Origin of the sequence: Fictibacillus sp. b24 (assembly GCF_030348825.1) — a bacterium.
GTDB lineage: Bacteria > Bacillota > Bacilli > Bacillales > Fictibacillaceae > Fictibacillus.
Map to the genome: position 1 here is coordinate 176,698 of NZ_JAUCES010000005.1, position 17,855 is coordinate 194,552.

Here is a 17,855-nt window from a genome sequence, read left to right on the forward strand (position 1 = left end):
TTTTGCTTTTGAACCTTTTTCTCTCTTCTTCTGCAAGTTGATTGAAGTGGAAGGTGCGAGACTCCTGCGGGACAAGCGGTCAGGTGAGACCCTTAAAGACGCAAAGCGGCAAGGGGCTCACCGAGTGCCCCGCGGAAAGCGAGCAACCTGAAACGCAAATCAACTACTTTCAAGAGCTGCAAAGTATAAAAACAGCCTTTTTTTATGGTCAAAGAATGAAATATGAAGAACGATACAAACTACATATGAAATCAACATAAAAGGAGACATCATATGTACAGAAAATTAATGAGTTTAATCATGGCATTCGCTATAGCAATCCCGGTTTTTTCAGCGCCGTTATCAGCTGAAGCTAAAACAAAACCAAGAGTTTCAGGTCCATGCTATAACCAAAATGCGATTAATTTGTATTCAGAACAGAGAAGATTGTGGAAAGATCATGTGTATTGGACAAGAAGCTATATTGTTAGTGCTCTTTCAGGATCAGAAGATCAGGACGCGGTTTTAAAACGATTGCTGCAAAACCAGACCGACATCGGGAATTCTATCAAACCTTATTACGGTGATGCTGCAGGTAATGAGCTAGGTAAGCTATTGACTGAACATATTGTAATCGCAGGGCAATTAATAGATGCCATTAAAAAAGGCGACACGGTAAACGCAGGGAAATTGAATAAGGAATGGTATCGCAACGCGGATGATATCGCCAAATTCATGAGTAAAGCAAATCCAAACTGGTCTGAGAAAGAAGTAAGAGATATGCTTTATGTTCATTTGAAGTTCGTATCCGATGAAGTTGCAGCAAGACTTAAGAAAGACTATGCGGGTGAGATTGTGATCTTTGATAAGAACAAGAATCACATGATGATGTTTGCAGACGAAATTACAAACGGAATTATGAAGCAATTTCCAGACTCTTTCAGAATTTCATAATAATAAAAGCCTCCCAGATTGATATTGGGAGGCTTTTGCTATTAATCCTTCTTACTTTTGTTTTTTTGCTTTTCTTTTTCATCAACTGTTCCTTGAGTGAGCGTATCGTTGACCTGCTCGTGAACCTTTTCTAAATCTTTATCATTATTTTTCTTATTCGGATCGTAATTCTTTTCTGCCACTTTTTCGGATTGCTTCTGTTTATCGCTCATGAATTGAATACCTCCTATATAACGATTAAAGTAAAGCACCAGTTATACCTTACTTTTCCCTATCATATTTCCCTAAAACATGACGAAATAAAATAAAGCCTCATCCATTTTAGGATAAGGCTTAGTCATTTAAAAGAAATCAAGGAAGGCTGCGGGCTTTTCTGTAATCATTTTCTCAAATTGTATGATGTTATCTTGACCACCTGTCATTTTTCCAACTTGTTTTAAAAACGTGGGCTTATGTGAGCCTAGTAGTGCAGCGGTCAGGGTTTGAATATCCATAGAAAGCATTGCTTCATTGTTTGAGTCAGTTCTTGAAATACCATTTGCACCTATTGAAAAAGTACCGTTGTTCCATTCAGCTTTGTCATCCGTAATGGATATTGTTATAGGTTGGTCAGCTTGTTTAAAAGGATATTGTTTTAAGAATTCTTCCACATCCACAATACGTGCCATGAAGTATGGATAATGCTCTTGATGAATTCGTGGATTGTTAATCAGAAAAGGAAGTTGATCATTAGATGGTGCAATGATCTTCACTTTATCTACCATAGAATCATGCTGGCAGATAAAATTCCATAATGCACGGCGAGCATCTTCTGTTACATATACAAATTCCTGAACATCCAATAACTTATCTGCTGCTTTAAAGCACAAATAGCCTTTTGGATTTCCATCTTCATCTCGATAGATAATTCGGTTGTAACCTTCAGTGAATACATGGTTATTCCACCAGTAATCCGAGCGAACCAGCAGATGATTGTATGTTTGAAACCACTCTTCATAAACAGCGTTTAATAAGCTGTTTCCATCTTCTTTTGACAGTCTAGCCACTGTACCAGGAACTTCTTCATAACGGATAAGGTCACTTTTTTCTAGTGTATACTTGTTAACCGAGGCCGTTAATTCCCAGCCGAATCGGCGATAAAATTGAATGTTAAACGGGTGCAGCAAGCTGATTGTTTGTCCCTTTTCTTTCATTGACTGAAGTGCTTTTTGTAAGAGGCGCGTTACAGATCCTTTCCGTCTATGCTCTGGCCATGTAGCTACTCCTGTTCTTCCTTAGGAAAACGTTTGTTATCAATGCTGATCTCTAAAGAAAGAATATGGAGTTTAGAGATTAAATCTTCCTTTTCGAATTCTCCCCAAATCTCATGCTTCTTCATCATTTCATAGCGTTTTGGCACATCTTCCTCTTTTACTACGTATTGAAACGCATATTGTGAAAGCTGCAGTGATTTTTCGTATTCTGTTTCTGACAGTCTTCTTATCTCCATTACAAACGACCTCCCTTTTCAACTTCATTCTACAAGTTTGGAATGTTAATTGAAAAGTGATTTACTAATTTTCTGAAAATGGGTATTTTTAAAAATGATAGTATAGTCATATGAAGTGAAAAATATTGGATATTTATAAAAACTATCGAAATTATATTCATTTGGAGTTATAATTATTAACTGTTGTGCATAACCACAACTTTGAAGTGAGGATTAGAATGAGAATTCATAAATATATCAGTTTAACGGGTTATTGTTCGAGAAGAGAGACGAAACGGCTTCTTGAGAGTGGCCGGATTACAATAAATGGCGAGACTGCTAATAAGGATACATTTGTAGATGAAGGAGATATCGTTCTAATTGATGGACAGCGTATTCCTCACAAGTCTTCAGCTACTTATCTGGCTTTTAACAAACCAGTTGGAATCACGAGTACATCTAATCCCGAGATTGAAGGAAACATTCTGGAACTAGTGGATCTTCCAGAGCGTGTTTTTGCTGTCGGGCGCTTAGATAAAGCTTCTCAAGGATTAATTCTTTTAACAAATGATGGAGAACTTGCAAATCGGATTTCTCAAGCTGATTTTGGCCATGAGAAAGAATATGAAGTTACAGTGGATCAGCCTGTAACAGACTTGTTTCTTCAAAAAATGGCTCAAGGGGTTTTGATATTAAACACGGTAACAAAACCAGCAAAAACAGAGTTTGTCAGTAAGTATGTTTTCAGAATTACGCTCACCCAAGGGTTAAACCGGCAAATCCGAAGAATGTGCAAAACTTTAGGGTATGAAGTACAGAAGTTAGAGCGTATACGCATTATGAATATACATCTTCATGCATTAGAGATCGGGAAGTGGCGTTACTTAAGGGATGAAGAGCTCAGTGAACTAAAGAAGGGTTTAGAACTTCTATAAAAAAGGAAAGAAACACTAGGTTTTTATAAAAAACTAGCATTTCTTACAATATTGCGAAAATTGTAGAAAAGCCATATACTTGGTAATGAAAAGTATATGAAAGCGCTTTACATTACAGAAAGAGAGGCATACATCATGGGATTACCGAAGCAAAATGTTGACAACCAGATGAGACAAAAAAGTCTTACTAAATTTTTAATTCCATCATTAATTGGTATTTTCTTATTTATGATTCCCATCTCATATAATGGAGAAATAACGATTCCTGTAGCTATTTTAGCGGGGATTCTGCAAGACTTAATCGGGGATTATATTCCTCAAATTATGACAGCGATCATTGCAATTACGGTTATTGGATCGTTGGGAACTTATTTTTTCAAGCCTAAAGCCATTGTTAACCAGCCGTTTTTGAACACGCTGTTCAACGTTAATATCGCATGGCAATTGATTCGTTTACTTGGACTCATTTTTGCAGTGATGACATTGTTTAAACTAGGACCTGAAGCCGTATGGTCTGAGAATACAGGACAGCTTCTGCTTTACGATCTGATTCCGGTATTGTTCTCCGTGTTCTTGTTTGCAGGTTTGTTTTTACCTTTATTGTTCAACTTCGGATTATTAGAGTTTTGTGGAGCGCTGCTCGTTAAAATCATGCGTCCAGTGTTCAAACTGCCAGGACGTTCATCGATTGACTGTCTAGCTTCTTGGCTAGGTGATGGGACGATTGGTGTTCTTTTAACGAACAAGCAGTACGAAGAAGGGTATTATACGAAACGTGAAGCGGCTGTAATTGGTACAACTTTCTCTGTTGTATCTATAACTTTCGCAATTGTGGTACTTGCTCAAGTAGATTTGGCTCACATGATTGTTCCTTATTATTTAACGGTTGTTTTGGCAGGGCTAGTATGTGCGATTATTATCCCGCGCATTCCGCCGTTATCCAGAAAGCCGGATACGTATTATGAAGGGGCAAAAGAAAACGTAGCGGATGAAGTAATTCCTCAAGGGGAAACACCTTTCAGCTTCGGGCTTAAAAAAGCGGTTGACCGCGCTGATCAAAACAAAAAACCAGGACTTTTAGTTAAAGAGGGTATTCAAAACGTACTTGATATGTGGATGGGTGTTGTGCCGATCGTTATGGCGATTGGAACATCTGCATTGATGGTCGCAGAGTTCACACCTTTCTTCACGTACCTTGGTGCACCGTTCGTACCGATTCTAGAGCTGCTGCAAGTTCCATTTGCATCAGATGCAGCAGAGACAATCGTAATCGGGTTTGCAGACATGTTCCTGCCATCGATTATCGGAGCGGGCATTGAAAGTGAACTGACTCGATTTGTAATAGCAGCGATGTCTGTTATTCAATTAATTTATATGTCTGAAGTTGGCGGACTGCTTTTAGCATCAAAAGTGCCGGTTAACTTTAAAGATTTAGTGATCATCTTTTTCCTGCGTACCTTTATTTCACTCCCAATTGTTGTGGGAATGGCGCATCTAATGTTTTAACAAAGAAAGCTGTTCAGAGGGTTTATTACCCTTCTGAACAGCTTTTTTATTTTATAGCATAAATTGTTTCTAAATTGTAAGGGGTCTGTCCCGGGGACAGACCCCTTACAATTATTTATAACAACTCTTTTATGTGTTTTTCAATCGTTTCTGGTTTGTCTGTCGGCGCAAAACGTTTAACGACTTTTCCGTCACGGTCGACCAAGAACTTTGTGAAGTTCCACTTAATCCCCTTAGATCCTAAAATTCCTGGTGCCTCAGCAGCCAAGTATTTAAAAAGTGGATGTGCATCATCTCCGTTAACGTTCACTTTCGCAAACATCGGAAAGTTAACGCCGTAATTCAACTCGCAAAACTCCATGATCTCGTCACTCGTGCCAGGCTCTTGTGCACCGAATTGGTTACATGGAAAACCGAGCACTGTTACTCCTTGTTCTTTATGGCCTTCATAGAGTGATTGAAGCCCTTGGTATTGAGGTGTAAACCCGCACTTGCTTGCTGTGTTTACAATCAAGAGCACGTCTCCTTTGTAAGAGTCCAGACTCGTTTTTTCACCTTTGATGGTTTCAACTGAAAAATCATAAACTGACATATTCTCAAGCTCCTCTATTAGCATTTTTTATTAGTTTAACGGTAAATGAAACGGCTTTCACTGAAAATGCTCGCAGTGGTAAAATAAGGAGGAAGGTATAAGGGGGACGAATAAAATGGACGCAGTGTTTCATGTGGAACATCAAGTTTTTAACTACCGTGTGGCAGCCGTTATGATTGAAGATGGGCGTGTTTTACTACATAGGGCTAAAAAAGAAACAAATTGGTCTTTGCCTGGGGGAAGGGTAAAACTTGGTGAAGATGCTAAGGCGAGTTTGCAGCGTGAAATGAAGGAAGAATTAGATTTGCAGGTAACGGTTGATCGCTTTTTATGGACGGTTGAGAACTTTTTTACCTATTCGGAGAAAGAAATTCATGAGGTTGGCTTATACTTTAGACTAACAGCAGAAAACCCATTGCCGTTTCATAATGGTGAAGAATTTACGGTTTTAGAAGCTGAAAGGCTAGTCTTCAAATGGGTTCCCCTACAAGATTTGAACCAGTATGTGCTGTACCCTGAAGTGGTGAAGAACAAGCTGATATCTGGTTCCTTCGAGCCGGATTATTTTCTGGTAAACAGCGACTTGCAAAATGTATAAGAAAGAGGATTATCATGCACCCAACGATAAAAAAATTAAATGTTAAAACGCTAGATCGTCCTGTATTGATTATCAATCACCCTTCTGAATATAGTGAAGTGGTGAACTCGTTTGCAGCAGAAGTTCATCAAGAACCAAAAGAAGAATTTTATTCATTTGTTCAGGTATTCGGTACAACAAATGAGCAGCTGCAAAAAGGTGCGAAATTGGGAGCCGAAAAGGTAGAGAGCGATGGCCTTCTATGGCTATGCTACCCGAAAAAGAGTTCAAAAACGTATAAAGGATCTGATTGCTCGCGAGAATCAGTCGCTGCGCTATTATCGGACGAAGGATTCGAACCAGTTAGGCAGGTAGCTATCGATGAAGACTGGTCAGCGTTAAGATTCAGAAAGCCAGAGCACATCAAATCCATGACTCGTAAAAGTGCAGTAACTAAAGAAGGCCAAAAGAGAATAAAGAATTAGAAAGTGAAAGGCTCAGGAGGTTAAAAATCTTGGTGCCTTCCACTTTTTTTGAAAAAGTTATGAAGACGAAACTTGTTTGTATATGTGGGATGAGCATTACAAGGAAGATGTCTACTTCAAGAAAACACATTAAAAAATTCAAAGGTAATTCATTTTAATTCCGCGGTAATGCGTAATATATCCGCGTATAAGGTCCATAATTCCGTGTATAAATTTATTTATCCGATTTTCGACTAATTTACTAAGAGTGTCCACCCCATTTGTACAAAATGGGGTTGTTTGTAATTGTGTGGGGTCAGACCCCAAGGCTGACGCCGCACTACGCCTCAAGGCTTATTACAAAATACAGCCTCGGCCAGTTTTAAGAAAATGCGCAGGAAGGTAAGCTAAAGATACGAAAGGAGGAAGCCAATATGAAAAAATTAGGCTTACTTGTAGTTGGAGGAATTGCTGCGATCGTGCTGATCGCTAACCTAGGTCCGATGGTCGGTCTTGCGATTGGTCTTGCCGTCATGTATTACGCATTTAAGAAAGCGACAGCTGCAGAAACAGGAGGAAAGAAGTTCTGGTGGGGCGCACTTTCAGTTGCAGGTCTTTGTGTATCGGTAGCAAACCTGCCGGCTATCTTAGGAGCAGTTGCAATCTATGTACTGTACATCGTGTATAAGAAGTGGAATCAATCAGCAATAGTGGAAGACAACGTTGATAACGATCCGTTCACTAACTTTGAAAGAGAATGGGCAAAACTTAAAAACAGCTAAAAAAAATGATAATCAATTAAAGGAGCGAATTACTATGAATTTATTTGAACGCATTAAAAACTCGATCTCAGCGGATGTTCATGAACTTTTAGATCAAAAAGAAGAAAAGAACCCTCTTTCTCTTCTGAATCAATATTTAAGACAATGTGAGCTAGAAGTGAATAAAGCAAGAAAGCTAGTTGAGCGTCAGCAGCTTTTAAGAGACCAATTTGCTCGAGAAACAGAAGAAGCAGAGTCGAAAGCAGCTAAACGTGCACATCAAGCTGATCTGGCACAGCAAGCAAATGAATCAGAGTTGTATCAATTCGCGATCCAAGAAAAAGAGCAGCATGAAACACGAGCTGATAAGCTAAAGGAATCCACACAGCAGGCAGAAAAAGACCTGTCAGAGTTAGAACAAAAGTATGACCTCATGAAACATAAGCTGAAAGATATGCAGATTAAGCGTATGGAACTGATGGGACGTGAAAATGTAGCACGTGCGCACCAGAAGATGGACCGCGTTATCGACCCATCAAGTTCAATGAAAAAATCAACGTTCCGCTTTGATGAGCTTGAAAACTATATGGATCGTCTTGAACAAAAAGTAAACGCAGATTATCATGCGAGTTCGATGGAAGCGAAGCTCGCGAAATTAGAAAAAGAATGGAAAAAAGAAGACTCACATACTACCGTTTAATGCAGTATGTGATACGATAAAAAAAGACAACAGGCGCAAAGTGCTGCGCCTTTTATGTCGTTTATGACAGAAAGTGAGTGAGTGCAGATGCTGAACATGAAAAAAAGTGATTTGATCAGTTGGGGGCTTTTAATCGCCTGTGTATTCGTGCTGTTAGAAGCCACTCTGAACGGCGAGGGGATCTTGTTCTCTCTTTTACTGGGTGCTGCACTCATGTTTTTTGGACGTAAACGATTACCGAGACGTTCGGGTAAGATCATGTTCTGGGTCGGTGTATTTATTACGGTCATGAACATTTTAAGCATGTACACATTTAAGCTTTTGTTAGTCGCTATCGTTATTTATGTGATCTATGAATTTTATCAAACCAAACAAAATCCGGTTGTGATCACGCCGCACGTTGAAGAACAACATGCTTCCTCACAGCATGAAGATATATACAGAAAAGAGCCGCTTTTAAAAAATATCATCATTGGCACTCAACAAACCCCAGAGCATGTGTATGTATGGAGTGACATCAACATTCAATGCGGACCTGGAGACTCTATTATCGATTTGAGTCAGACGATTCTCCCTAAAGGGGAAGCGGTTATTATGATACGCGGCTTTATCGGTAATATCACGATACAGATTCCTTACGAGGTGGAAACGGCAGTCAGTCATTCTGTGTTTGTAGGTAATACAAGCATCTTTGATCAGCCAGAGCCTAAAATGTTTAACCAGACGTTATTTTTTAGAACAAAAGGTTACGGTGAAGCTGAGAAAAAAGTGAAAATCGTGACAAGTTTAATCGCTGGAAGTTTGGAGGTGAAGCGGGTATGAGTACCGTTTTGCGCCACATGTTTTCCGGTATTGCGTCAGCTTTTTCCGTATCCACCGTCTTGGGGGCAATCGTATATTCTTTATTTCCGATCGATGACTGGAACTTTTTATTAGAGAAGCGGTTGCTTGATATTCCAATGGCATTCGTACTGCCTTTTCTTGTGTTTATCATGGGAGCTTTCTTTGGTTTGAATTCTGGCATTACGTCTCGTAAACAGCTTAATCTTATCAATCGTACGCTAGCTTCGATTGAGGATGGCAGACAAGTAAACATGAAAGAAGTTTCTAGTCTTGAGTTAAGGGCCATCACAAAACGAATGGAAGGCATTCAGAAGCAGTTAGGCGAGAAGATTCGCCAGTCACAAAAAATGGCGACTGAGAAAGCCGTCGATCAAGAAAAGCGAATTCAAGAAATTATTTCCCAAGAAAGAAATCGCTTAGCGAGAGAGCTTCATGATTCTGTTTCTCAGCAGCTGTTTGCAGCAAGTATGATCATGTCTGCTGTCAACGAAACGCGGTCAGAAGAAGACACACGTGAATCGAAGCAGCTAAGACTTGTCGAAGAAACGATCCATCAAACACAGCTTGAGATGAGGGCACTTCTCTTGCATCTTCGTCCAGCAGCATTAAATGGCAAGTCGCTGCAAAAAGGGATGGAAGAACTTTTACAAGAGCTGCTGCAAAAAGTACCGATCGAATTGAAGTGGAAAATTGAAACGATCCCTCTTGATAAAGGGGTAGAGGATCATCTGTTTCGTATTTTACAAGAATCGGTGTCTAATATCTTGCGGCATGCACAGGCAAACAAAGCTCAAATTCTGCTTGTTCAGCGTGACGATCTTATTATCCTTCGTATTGAGGATGATGGAGTCGGCTTTAAGATGGATCAGGACAAAACAGGTTCATATGGACTTCAGAATATGCATGAACGTGCGGCTGAAATCGGCGGTACGCTTAAGATTGTGAGTCTGCCAGGTGAAGGAACACGACTTGAAGTAAAAGTTCCAATTTTATCAGCGGGAGAGGAAAAAGTATGATTAAAGTGTTATTAGTGGATGATCACGAGATGGTGCGAATCGGCGTTTCTGCTTATCTTTCTGCGCAGGCTGATATTGAAGTAACAGCAGAAGCGGAAAACGGAAAAGTAGCTGTAGAGAAGGCATTGGCGATTAAACCAGACATTATCTTGATGGACCTTGTGATGGACGAAATGGACGGTATCGAAGCGACACGCGAGATTACAAATGCTTGGCCGGAAGCGAAAATCATTGTCGTTACAAGTTTTCTTGATGATGAAAAAGTGTATCCTGCATTAGAGGCAGGAGCTTCAAGCTATATGTTAAAAACATCAAAAGCGAGCGATATTGCTCAAGCCGTTCGCGATACATTCCACGGAAAGTCCGTTCTTGAACCCGAAGTAACGGGGAAGATGATGAGCAAGATGAGACAAAAGCAAACGCGCGAGCCACATGAAGAGCTGACCGCGCGCGAGATGGAAATCTTAATGCTGATGACAAAAGGAAAGACAAACCAAGAAATCGCGGATGAGCTGTTTATCGCTTTAAAAACAGTGAAAGTACACGTGAGCAATATCTTGAGCAAACTGGATGTGCAAGATCGAACACAGGCTGTTATTTATGCCTTTAACCATTCGTTGGTTTAGTCATTGTTGCTCTTGAAAGTGGTTGATTTCCGTTCCAGGTGCTCGCTTTCCGCGGGGCAGGCGGTGAGCCACATTCGGACGTTTCACTTTTAAGTGTCTCACCTGACCGCCAGTCCCGCAGGAGTCTCGCGCCTTACACTCCAATCAACTTATCAATGAAGAGAGTAAACCAAATGAGCAAAAAGCAACATTCTTTTAGATAACCGCCTTGTTGATAGTCTTTATTTATTCGACTTTCACAGAGATATGCTGAAACGTTTTAAAGTCGAAAAGTCCTAAATCTGTCAGCTTCATTTCCGGAATAACAGGTAGAGTTAAAAAAGATAGCGTTAAGAACGGATCGAAGTCACCGGTAAAACCGATCTCGTTTAGCTTAGCTTTTAAGTAGATAATTTCCTCATTTACTTTTGTAAAAGGTTGATCTGACATTAATCCTGAGATAGGCAGGGGAACGGATGCGAGAACCTTTCCATCTTTAACGATTACATAGCCGCCCTGCATCTTTTGGATGGCATCGATAGCCAAAAGCATATCTTCATCATTCGTGCCTGCAACGACAAGGTTATGAGAATCGTGAGCTACAGTCGACGCGATCGCACCGTTTTTAATTAAAAGTCCCTTAACAACGCCAAGACCGATGTTTCCGGTTTGTTTATGCCGTTCGATAACAGCCATTTTTAATAAATCGTCAGAAATTGAAGGTGTAAAAAGGCCGTTTTCTGCTTTAGCACGCAACACCTTCTTTTTTGTTACAAGCTGGTTCGGAATGACCTCAATGACGTGAATGGAATCTCCGTCACTAATGGGGATAGCGAGCTTTTCAGATCCTATCTCCGGAAGATTCACCGATTGCATTAAAGGAGCTGGAGGTTTTTCTGTGTTAACCTCTTCACCTGTAAACGTACCGTCCTTAGCAACTGATTTTCCTCCAACAAAAACTTCAGAAATAGATACCGCTTCTAACTCATCCAGCAAAATAAAATCTGCTATGCATCCTGGCGAAATGGCGCCTTTTTTATCCAGACCGTAACATTCAGCTGCATTTAGAGTGGCTAGTTGAATGGATTGAAGAGGGGATAGTCCTTCTTTAATCGCAAGCCTTACGTTATGATCAACACTTCCTTCAACAACGAGGTCATCGAGGTGCTTATCGTCGGTACAAAATAAAAAGCGACGTGCATTGTTAGGCGTTACAGCTTTAATAAGGGCTTTTAGATTCTTTGCAACAGATCCTTCCCGAATTAAAACGTACATGCCCCGGCGAATCCGATCCAGTGCTTCCTCAGCTGTGGTACATTCATGATCTGTCGTAATCAGGGATGAGCGATACACATTGATTCCGTTCGCGTCGAGACCAGCCGCATGCCCGTCGATTCTGCCTTTGTTGTTCGCGGCTGAAACAATTTTACTGAGCATGTCGTTATCTCCTTTAAAAACAGCAGGAAAGTCCATCACTTCCGCAAGCCCAAGTACTCGAGGGTGTTTATAGAACGGTTCAAGATCTGCAGCTTTTAAGGTGGCTCCTGCATTTTCAAAAGGCGTTGCTGGAACAGAGGACGGCAGCATCACACGAACGTCCAGGGGAAGTCCTTCCGATTGATCCAGCATGAAGGAGATGCCTGTAGCTCCCGATACGTTGCCGATCTCGTGCGGGTCTGTAATGACGGTTGTGACCCCATGAGCGAGCAGTACTTTGCTGAACTCAGCAGGTGTCACCATAGAGGACTCGATATGCACATGGCCGTCTATGAACGCAGGAGATACATATTTACCGGCAGCATCGATCGTCTCATGTCCTTCGTACTCACCAATTCCTGCAATATAGCCATCCACAATCGCAATGTCAGCTTCTAAAATTTCAAGGTTAAACACATCAATAATTTTTCCATTCTTAACGACGACATCTGCAGGGATTCTTTTTGTACTGACATCAATTCGTTTCTTTAATTGATCTTGGTTCATCAGCTGATCTCCTTTAGAGAAAAATCTACCACCTAGTATACGAACAACTTTACTATCTTATTTCATATGAATAAAAAGAAAAACGGTCCCAAGAGAGACCGTTTTGTGTCGTTAATTCAGAATGTCGATTACTCGGCCAACTTGACCATCTTCTAAGCGCACCTTAATACCATGTGGATGGTTAGGTGAGTTCGTTAAAATATCTTTTACGATACCTTTTGTTTTCTTGCCAGAACGCTGATCAGCTTTTAAGATCACGTTCACAGGGAGGCCAGGGGTGATGTTAGAACGCTTGCGATGCATTTAAACGCCTGTTCTCCGTGCTTGATTGTTTGCCTTTTTTGTCTGCTGATTTTTAAGCTGGTTTGCCACTTTTACAGGGCCTTTGCTGAATTTACCGCCTGATTGCTGTGCTTTCTTTTCAGCTAAGCGCTGTTTAGCGATCTCTTGAAAGCTTAATTTCTTTTTCTCCTCAGCCATCTTTATCACCTCTATTTATTTTTGCTTTTTGAATCCTGCTTCTTTTAAATAGCCTTCTGCTTCTGCATACGTTTCGAATGCTGCTTCTAGTGCATCATCTTCATCAAAAATGAACCACATGCCGTCTTCACCTACAAGACGAATTTTTTCGTGACCGTAGCTGTACCACTGTTCTTCTTTACGCTCGTCCTCATCTGAACGATCTTTCTTTGGTTGCTGCCAGCCATGTTTTTTAGAAAGGAACTCCATAGATTCTTGAATAAGAGCAATCAATTCGTCTGCTTCATAGTCCCGAATATTAACATAGCCCTTATCGTTCTTTACGCTTTGCGGCAGGTGTCCACCATAGACGAAGCCGTTTCCGTTCGGGTGAAGGTGATACACGACAATTTTCTTGTCTTGTACACTTTCTTCAAAGTGGAAGTTCAAGCGGCCTAAGGAAACCTCATGAATGTCGAGCTCCGGGAAATTTTCTTGAATTAAAGCAATTTTATCTTCAAATGAAAGCATATTTTATACTCTCCGTTTCTTTTATTGTGATTGGTTGATTATATCACATTGAACGAAGAAAACGAAAATGCCTCTTGGGGATAATTCTTTGTAGCTCATGGAAGTAAGTTGATCTCCGTTTCAGGTGCTTCGCTTTCCGCGGGGCAGGCGGTGAGCCCCTTGCCGCTTTGCGCCGTTAAGGGTCTCCACCTGACCGCCTCAAGAGAGTATTCTTGCTCCTGCGTCTACAAGCTAATGCTTTCGAGATGAGCTTCCTCGTCGCATGCCTTGCTTAGAAGCTTCTCAGGTGGTAGGCACGCACCTTACACTACATTCAACTTAGCAATGAAGAAAAAGTAATCTAATGCAAGATCTTTCTTAGAGGAGCCTTTAGTAATTTCTCGTTCGCGCAGTTGGCGAGCAGTTACGCGCAGTCACTGCTTGTACTCACTCTACACGTTCAATTACATGCATAAAAACATCGTTAAAAAGCGAAAAGCCGGCACTTTAGTCAGCTTAAGACCTTTTGTGCCAGCTTTTTCTTAAATTATAGTGCGGATGCTTCTTTTTTTATCGACTTTTCTAGTTCAAACCAGTAGTCAGCGAGTGTTTCCATCCCTTTGTCGAAGTTTTCGAGGTGGAAATGTTCGTTCGGCGCGTGGAAGTTTTCTGTTGAAAGACCGAAGCCCATTAAGACAACAGGAATCTTTAGCATTTGATCGAACGTTGCGACAATCGGAATCGATCCGCCGCCTCGAGTGAACGCTGTTGGCACGCCATAAACTTTTTCATAGGAACGTGCAGCTGCTTGAATAGCAGGGTGATCGAACGGTGTGACATAAGGTGCTCCTTTATCAAAAAGAGTGACCTTCACATCGATGCCTGCAGGCTTATGCTTTTCAATATGTTCCTTTACTTTTTCGATGATTTCATCTGGCTCCTGATTTGGTACGAGTCGGCAGCTGATCTTCGCATGAGCTTTTGCAGGGATAACGGTCTTGATGCCTTCGCCTTGGAAGCCGCCCCATACACCGTTTAATTCTAGCGTTGGACGAGCCCATGTGCGTTCGATGTGAGAATAGCCTTCTTCACCGGTAAGCTCTGATACACCGAGCTGCTCTTTAAGTGCGTCTTCAGTTAGCGGCAAAGCACGGAACGCAGCTCTTTCTTCTTCCGTTAATTCTTGTACATTATCATAAAAGCCATCTACTAAAATACGGCCGTTTTCGTCACGGAACGATTGAAGAAGCTCTGTGATGGCATGCAGCGGGTTTTGAACCGCTCCACCATAAAGACCTGAATGAAGGTCACTGTTTGGTCCGGTTACATCCACCTGCATCGCACACATGCCGCGCAGTCCATAGCAGATTGCCGGTTTTCCGCGGTCAAGCATTCCTGTATCTGAAATGACGATTACGTCGGCTGCAAGCAAGTCTTTATTTTCCTCAATGAACTTTGGAAGGCTTGGGCTGCCAATTTCTTCTTCTCCTTCAATACAGAATTTGAAATTGAGGGGAAGCGTTCCTTCAGATTCTAGAATCGCTTGTAAAACTTTTACGTGCATGAATGTTTGGCCTTTATCATCGGATGCGCCGCGAGCGTACAATTTGTTATCACGTATAGTAGCTTCGTACGGTGGGGATTCCCAAAGCTCAACAGGGTCAACTGGCTGAACGTCATAGTGACCATAAACAAGAACTGTCGGCTTGCCTTCAGCTTTTAACCAGTCGCCATAAACAACCGGATGTCCATCTGTTTCATAGATTTCCACGTTGTCCATGCCGGCTTTTTTAAGGTTATCTGCAATCCATTCAGCACCTTTTCGTACGTCTTCCTTGTGTTCAGGCAGTGCGCTGACACTTGGGACTGCAAGCCAGTCGGTTAACTCTTTTAAATGTGTGTCGCGATTTTCTTTTAAATAATTCACAATTTTGTCTGTCATCTAAAAATCCTCCTTATGTACGCTATGCTCTACTTCCTAGTTTAATGGAGTTCAGCTCGGAAATGAAATAATCTTTATCTTCTTTTTTCGTGATGAGTTGAGCGGCTTCCAACGCGAGCGAGTAGTATTCCTCTATCTTGTTTTCATCACCTTTTACTAGATACCCACGAGCGACAGCTTCATAGGCAAATGCTAAATCAAAATCCCCTATATTGTTTTCTAAGCAAAGAGTCAGAGATTCATTTCCGTGAAGAAGTGCTGAATCACTCATCTTTAAAAGTGAATATACTCTTGAGATCTGCCACTCTCCGCGAGCAAAGTTAAGAGGTTCACCAGCTATACCCCAATGAAAGCGGGAAGCATGTGCGGTGTGGATCATTTCCAGGTCTTCTTCATGTGTGCGGTCTTTCTTTTCCATGAGGTCCCATGTTTTGTTGAAATTATCGACCGCCTGTTTTCTGTGCCATTCTGTCAATGTAAACTTGTCCATCCATTTCACACACCTTATGTATTTGTGGTTTACTAAAGGTAAAGCTATCGGTATGAGTATTCTGTATGAATGACCGTTTCCCTTTATAAAAGATAGAAAGAAGTGCATATAGTATGGAGAAGAAAATAGGTTTTATCGGCTTTGGTAAGATGGCGCAGGCGATGGCAGGAGGTATGATCAATTCAGGTTTGATCAGCCCAGATCAGATTATAGCGAGCATGCGAACGGAGAAAACACGCCTGTATGTAGAGAAGCAATATGGTATAAGCACATTCTCTTCTAATAGTGATGTTGCAAAAGCGGCTGACGTGCTGTTCCTTGCTGTTGCGCCTTATTCTTATTTTGAAGTCATTGGAGAGATAAAGAAATTCGTAAAGTCTGATGTAATCATCGTAACGATTGCAGCGGGGATTACAACGATAGATGTTGAACAAGCTTTCGGGAAAAAGGTAAAGGTCGTTCGAACGATGCCGAACACACCTTCACTCGTCGGAGCCGGCATGACAGCTGTTTCGGTAAACGCTGAAATCACAGATCACGAGTTGGAAATCGTGGAAGAGCTGTTAAGCAGTTTTGGAAAAGTAGAAGTAATCATAGAATCTCAGATGGATGCGATTCCTGCAATTAGCGGTTCTTCACCTGCATATGTGTACATGATGATCGAAGCGATGGCTGACGGTGGTGTGCGACAAGGACTTTCACGCGATCAGTCCTACCGTTTGGCGGCTCAAGCGGTTTTAGGAGCGGCACAGATGGTGCTTGAAACGGGTAAACATCCAGGTGAGTTAAAAGATCAAGTAACATCACCTGGCGGCGCAACGATTGCGGCGGTCTCGGTGCTTGAGCAAGAACGTTTCCGCGGTGCTGTGTTAGCGGCGATGGAAAGCTGTACAGAGAAAGTCAAAGAATTGGGGAAAAAGTAGATGGGTTTTAAAGAATTAGGGATTCACGAGCAATTTATCGATCTATTGCTGCAAAACGGTATAGGCGAACCGACGCCGATTCAAAAAGAAACGATTCCTGTGATTTTAGAAGGGAAAGACGTAGTTGGACAAGCGCAAACGGGAACTGGAAAGACGCTTGCTTTCGTGCTTCCTCTTCTTCAAAAAATAGATGTTGAGCGTGACGCGATTCAAGGCTTAATCGTTGCTCCGACTAGAGAGCTAGCCATTCAGATTACAGCTGAAGTTCGCAAACTAACTGAAGCTCACGATGAAATTAACGTGCTCGCTGTGTACGGCGGGCAGGATGTGATCGCGCAGATGCACAAGCTTGAGGGTAAAGTTCATGTTGTAGTAGCAACACCTGGAAGACTGCTCGATCACATTCGCCGCGAAACGATTGACTTATCTCATGTTTCAACGTTTGTTCTAGATGAAGCCGATCAGATGCTGCATATCGGATTTTTAGATGATATTGAAGACATCATGGATGAGGTGCCGGAGAATCGCCAAACGCTGCTTTTTTCAGCGACGATGCCGTATGAAGTAAAGAAACTAGCCGAAACGTATACAAACGACCCTCGTGATATTCACGTGAAAACGAAACAGATCACACTAAAAGAAATCCGTCAGCGAATCGTGGAAACAACGGATCGAGGCAAGCAGAATGATCTCGTTCAAACAATCCGTTTGCTGCGGCCTTATTTAGCTATTATTTTTTGCCGGACGAAAAGAAGAGCCAGTAAGTTAAATGAAGCGCTGCAAACTATGGGGTACAATTCCGATGAACTGCATGGCGACCTTTCACAAGCGAAAAGGGAAGACGTGATGAGGCGTTTTCGTGAAGGCGAGATTCAGTTTCTTGTTGCGACAGACGTGGCAGCCCGCGGACTTGATGTAGAAGGTGTTACGCATGTCTTTAACTATGATATCGCCCTTGATACGGAGAGCTACATTCATAGAATCGGCAGAACGGGACGTGCAGGTGGAAAAGGATTAGCTGTAACGTTTGTTGCACAAAAGGATCGCAGACTGCTTCAGTTGATAGAACGAGAGACAAACCAGAGTTTGAAGGCTCTGAAACTCGAATATTTGTAGATCATAAAAAGAATACAAACCCATATTATGGA

General features: G+C 41.6%; 23 protein-coding genes and 1 pseudogene. 12 read left to right on the forward strand and 12 right to left on the reverse strand.

Going from position 1 to position 17,855, the window contains the following annotated elements:
- Window positions 1-273 precede the first annotated feature (273 nt).
- The gene (locus QUF49_RS00985; RefSeq protein ID WP_289493898.1) at window positions 274-933 is read left to right on the forward strand and encodes a glycosyltransferase; all 660 of its coding nucleotides are present in this window, start codon (window positions 274-276) and stop codon (window positions 931-933) included.
- 41 nt (window positions 934-974) lie between these two features.
- Here QUF49_RS00985 and QUF49_RS00990 read toward each other — a convergent pair whose 3' ends face one another.
- The 4 genes and pseudogenes from QUF49_RS00990 to QUF49_RS01005 all read right to left on the reverse strand — a co-directional run bounded on the left by QUF49_RS00990 (window position 975) and on the right by QUF49_RS01005 (window position 2,422).
- Window positions 975-1,145, reverse strand: a complete 171-nt coding sequence (locus QUF49_RS00990; RefSeq protein ID WP_289493899.1) for a DUF4025 domain-containing protein — start codon at window positions 1,143-1,145, stop codon at window positions 975-977.
- 129 nt (window positions 1,146-1,274) lie between these two features.
- Entirely contained in the window at window positions 1,275-1,601 is a 327-nt protein-coding gene (locus QUF49_RS00995) for a sterol carrier protein domain-containing protein (protein ID WP_289497557.1), read from the reverse strand.
- Window positions 1,602-2,141: pseudogene (locus tag QUF49_RS01000) on the reverse strand (GNAT family N-acetyltransferase); the annotation flags it as partial.
- 50 nt (window positions 2,142-2,191) lie between these two features.
- Window positions 2,192-2,422, reverse strand: coding sequence for a GNAT family N-acetyltransferase (locus tag QUF49_RS01005; protein WP_289493900.1), 231 nt, complete (start codon window positions 2,420-2,422; stop codon window positions 2,192-2,194).
- Window positions 2,423-2,640: 218 nt separating this feature from the next.
- Here QUF49_RS01005 and QUF49_RS01010 point away from each other — a divergent pair, with 218 nt between their 5' ends.
- Window positions 2,641-3,336 (forward strand): pseudouridine synthase, encoded by a 696-nt coding sequence (locus QUF49_RS01010; RefSeq protein WP_289493901.1) that lies wholly within the window; start codon window positions 2,641-2,643, stop codon window positions 3,334-3,336.
- Window positions 3,337-3,471: 135 nt separating this feature from the next.
- The gene (locus QUF49_RS01015; RefSeq protein ID WP_289493902.1) at window positions 3,472-4,842 is read left to right on the forward strand and encodes a YjiH family protein; all 1,371 of its coding nucleotides are present in this window, start codon (window positions 3,472-3,474) and stop codon (window positions 4,840-4,842) included.
- A gap of 115 nt (window positions 4,843-4,957) precedes the next feature.
- Here QUF49_RS01015 and QUF49_RS01020 read toward each other — a convergent pair whose 3' ends face one another.
- Window positions 4,958-5,434 carry a glutathione peroxidase gene (locus QUF49_RS01020; RefSeq protein ID WP_289493903.1) on the reverse strand — a complete coding sequence of 159 codons (477 nt, stop codon included), beginning with the start codon at window positions 5,432-5,434 and terminating at the stop codon, window positions 4,958-4,960.
- A gap of 115 nt (window positions 5,435-5,549) precedes the next feature.
- On the opposite strand from QUF49_RS01020, the gene QUF49_RS01025 reads away from it, so the two are divergent.
- The 7 genes from QUF49_RS01025 to QUF49_RS01055 all read left to right on the forward strand — a co-directional run bounded on the left by QUF49_RS01025 (window position 5,550) and on the right by QUF49_RS01055 (window position 10,421).
- A complete protein-coding gene (locus QUF49_RS01025; protein WP_289493904.1) occupies window positions 5,550-6,032 on the forward strand; it encodes an NUDIX hydrolase in 483 nt (160 codons plus the stop codon).
- Between the two features lie 14 nt (window positions 6,033-6,046).
- A complete protein-coding gene (locus QUF49_RS01030) occupies window positions 6,047-6,496 on the forward strand; it encodes a DUF3052 domain-containing protein (protein WP_289493905.1) in 450 nt (149 codons plus the stop codon).
- A gap of 413 nt (window positions 6,497-6,909) precedes the next feature.
- On the forward strand, window positions 6,910-7,257 hold the full coding sequence (locus QUF49_RS01035) for a flagellar basal body rod protein (protein WP_289493906.1): 348 nt from the start codon (window positions 6,910-6,912) through the stop codon (window positions 7,255-7,257).
- A gap of 34 nt (window positions 7,258-7,291) precedes the next feature.
- Complete coding sequence (locus QUF49_RS01040; protein ID WP_289493907.1) at window positions 7,292-7,936, forward strand: PspA/IM30 family protein; 645 nt, start codon at window positions 7,292-7,294, stop codon at window positions 7,934-7,936.
- Between the two features lie 87 nt (window positions 7,937-8,023).
- Window positions 8,024-8,758 (forward strand): cell wall-active antibiotics response protein LiaF, encoded by a 735-nt coding sequence (liaF, locus tag QUF49_RS01045; protein WP_289493908.1) that lies wholly within the window; start codon window positions 8,024-8,026, stop codon window positions 8,756-8,758.
- Window positions 8,755-9,795 (forward strand): sensor histidine kinase, encoded by a 1,041-nt coding sequence (locus tag QUF49_RS01050; RefSeq protein ID WP_289493909.1) that lies wholly within the window; start codon window positions 8,755-8,757, stop codon window positions 9,793-9,795. Before liaF ends, QUF49_RS01050 begins: the two co-directional genes overlap by 4 nt.
- Entirely contained in the window at window positions 9,792-10,421 is a 630-nt protein-coding gene (locus QUF49_RS01055; protein WP_289493910.1) for a response regulator, read from the forward strand. The genes QUF49_RS01050 and QUF49_RS01055 overlap by 4 nt, the downstream gene beginning before the upstream one ends.
- Here QUF49_RS01055 and QUF49_RS01060 read toward each other — a convergent pair whose 3' ends face one another.
- The 7 genes from QUF49_RS01060 to QUF49_RS01090 form a co-directional block, all read right to left on the reverse strand.
- Window positions 10,422-10,565 (reverse strand): hypothetical protein, encoded by a 144-nt coding sequence (locus QUF49_RS01060; RefSeq protein ID WP_289493911.1) that lies wholly within the window; start codon window positions 10,563-10,565, stop codon window positions 10,422-10,424.
- Window positions 10,566-10,646: 81 nt separating this feature from the next.
- Complete coding sequence (gene ade, locus QUF49_RS01065; RefSeq protein ID WP_289493912.1) at window positions 10,647-12,383, reverse strand: adenine deaminase; 1,737 nt, start codon at window positions 12,381-12,383, stop codon at window positions 10,647-10,649.
- Between the two features lie 111 nt (window positions 12,384-12,494).
- Window positions 12,495-12,686 carry a YwbE family protein gene (locus QUF49_RS01070; protein ID WP_289493913.1) on the reverse strand — a complete coding sequence of 64 codons (192 nt, stop codon included), beginning with the start codon at window positions 12,684-12,686 and terminating at the stop codon, window positions 12,495-12,497.
- Window positions 12,687-12,863: a hypothetical protein gene (locus QUF49_RS01075; RefSeq protein ID WP_197468195.1), complete on the reverse strand. Its 177-nt coding sequence runs from the start codon at window positions 12,861-12,863 to the stop codon at window positions 12,687-12,689.
- A 15-nt stretch (window positions 12,864-12,878) separates the two neighbouring features.
- The gene (locus QUF49_RS01080; RefSeq protein ID WP_289493914.1) at window positions 12,879-13,373 is read right to left on the reverse strand and encodes a hypothetical protein; all 495 of its coding nucleotides are present in this window, start codon (window positions 13,371-13,373) and stop codon (window positions 12,879-12,881) included.
- Between the two features lie 526 nt (window positions 13,374-13,899).
- Window positions 13,900-15,294, reverse strand: coding sequence for a dipeptidase (locus QUF49_RS01085; RefSeq protein WP_289493915.1), 1,395 nt, complete (start codon window positions 15,292-15,294; stop codon window positions 13,900-13,902).
- A gap of 22 nt (window positions 15,295-15,316) precedes the next feature.
- Window positions 15,317-15,784: a hypothetical protein gene (locus QUF49_RS01090; RefSeq protein ID WP_289493916.1), complete on the reverse strand. Its 468-nt coding sequence runs from the start codon at window positions 15,782-15,784 to the stop codon at window positions 15,317-15,319.
- A gap of 113 nt (window positions 15,785-15,897) precedes the next feature.
- Between QUF49_RS01090 and proC the strand changes: the two genes are divergently transcribed.
- Window positions 15,898-16,707 carry a pyrroline-5-carboxylate reductase gene (gene proC, locus QUF49_RS01095; RefSeq protein WP_289493917.1) on the forward strand — a complete coding sequence of 270 codons (810 nt, stop codon included), beginning with the start codon at window positions 15,898-15,900 and terminating at the stop codon, window positions 16,705-16,707.
- Window positions 16,708-17,823 carry a DEAD/DEAH box helicase gene (locus QUF49_RS01100; protein WP_289493918.1) on the forward strand — a complete coding sequence of 372 codons (1,116 nt, stop codon included), beginning with the start codon at window positions 16,708-16,710 and terminating at the stop codon, window positions 17,821-17,823.
- The last annotated feature ends 32 nt before the right edge of the window (window positions 17,824-17,855 follow it).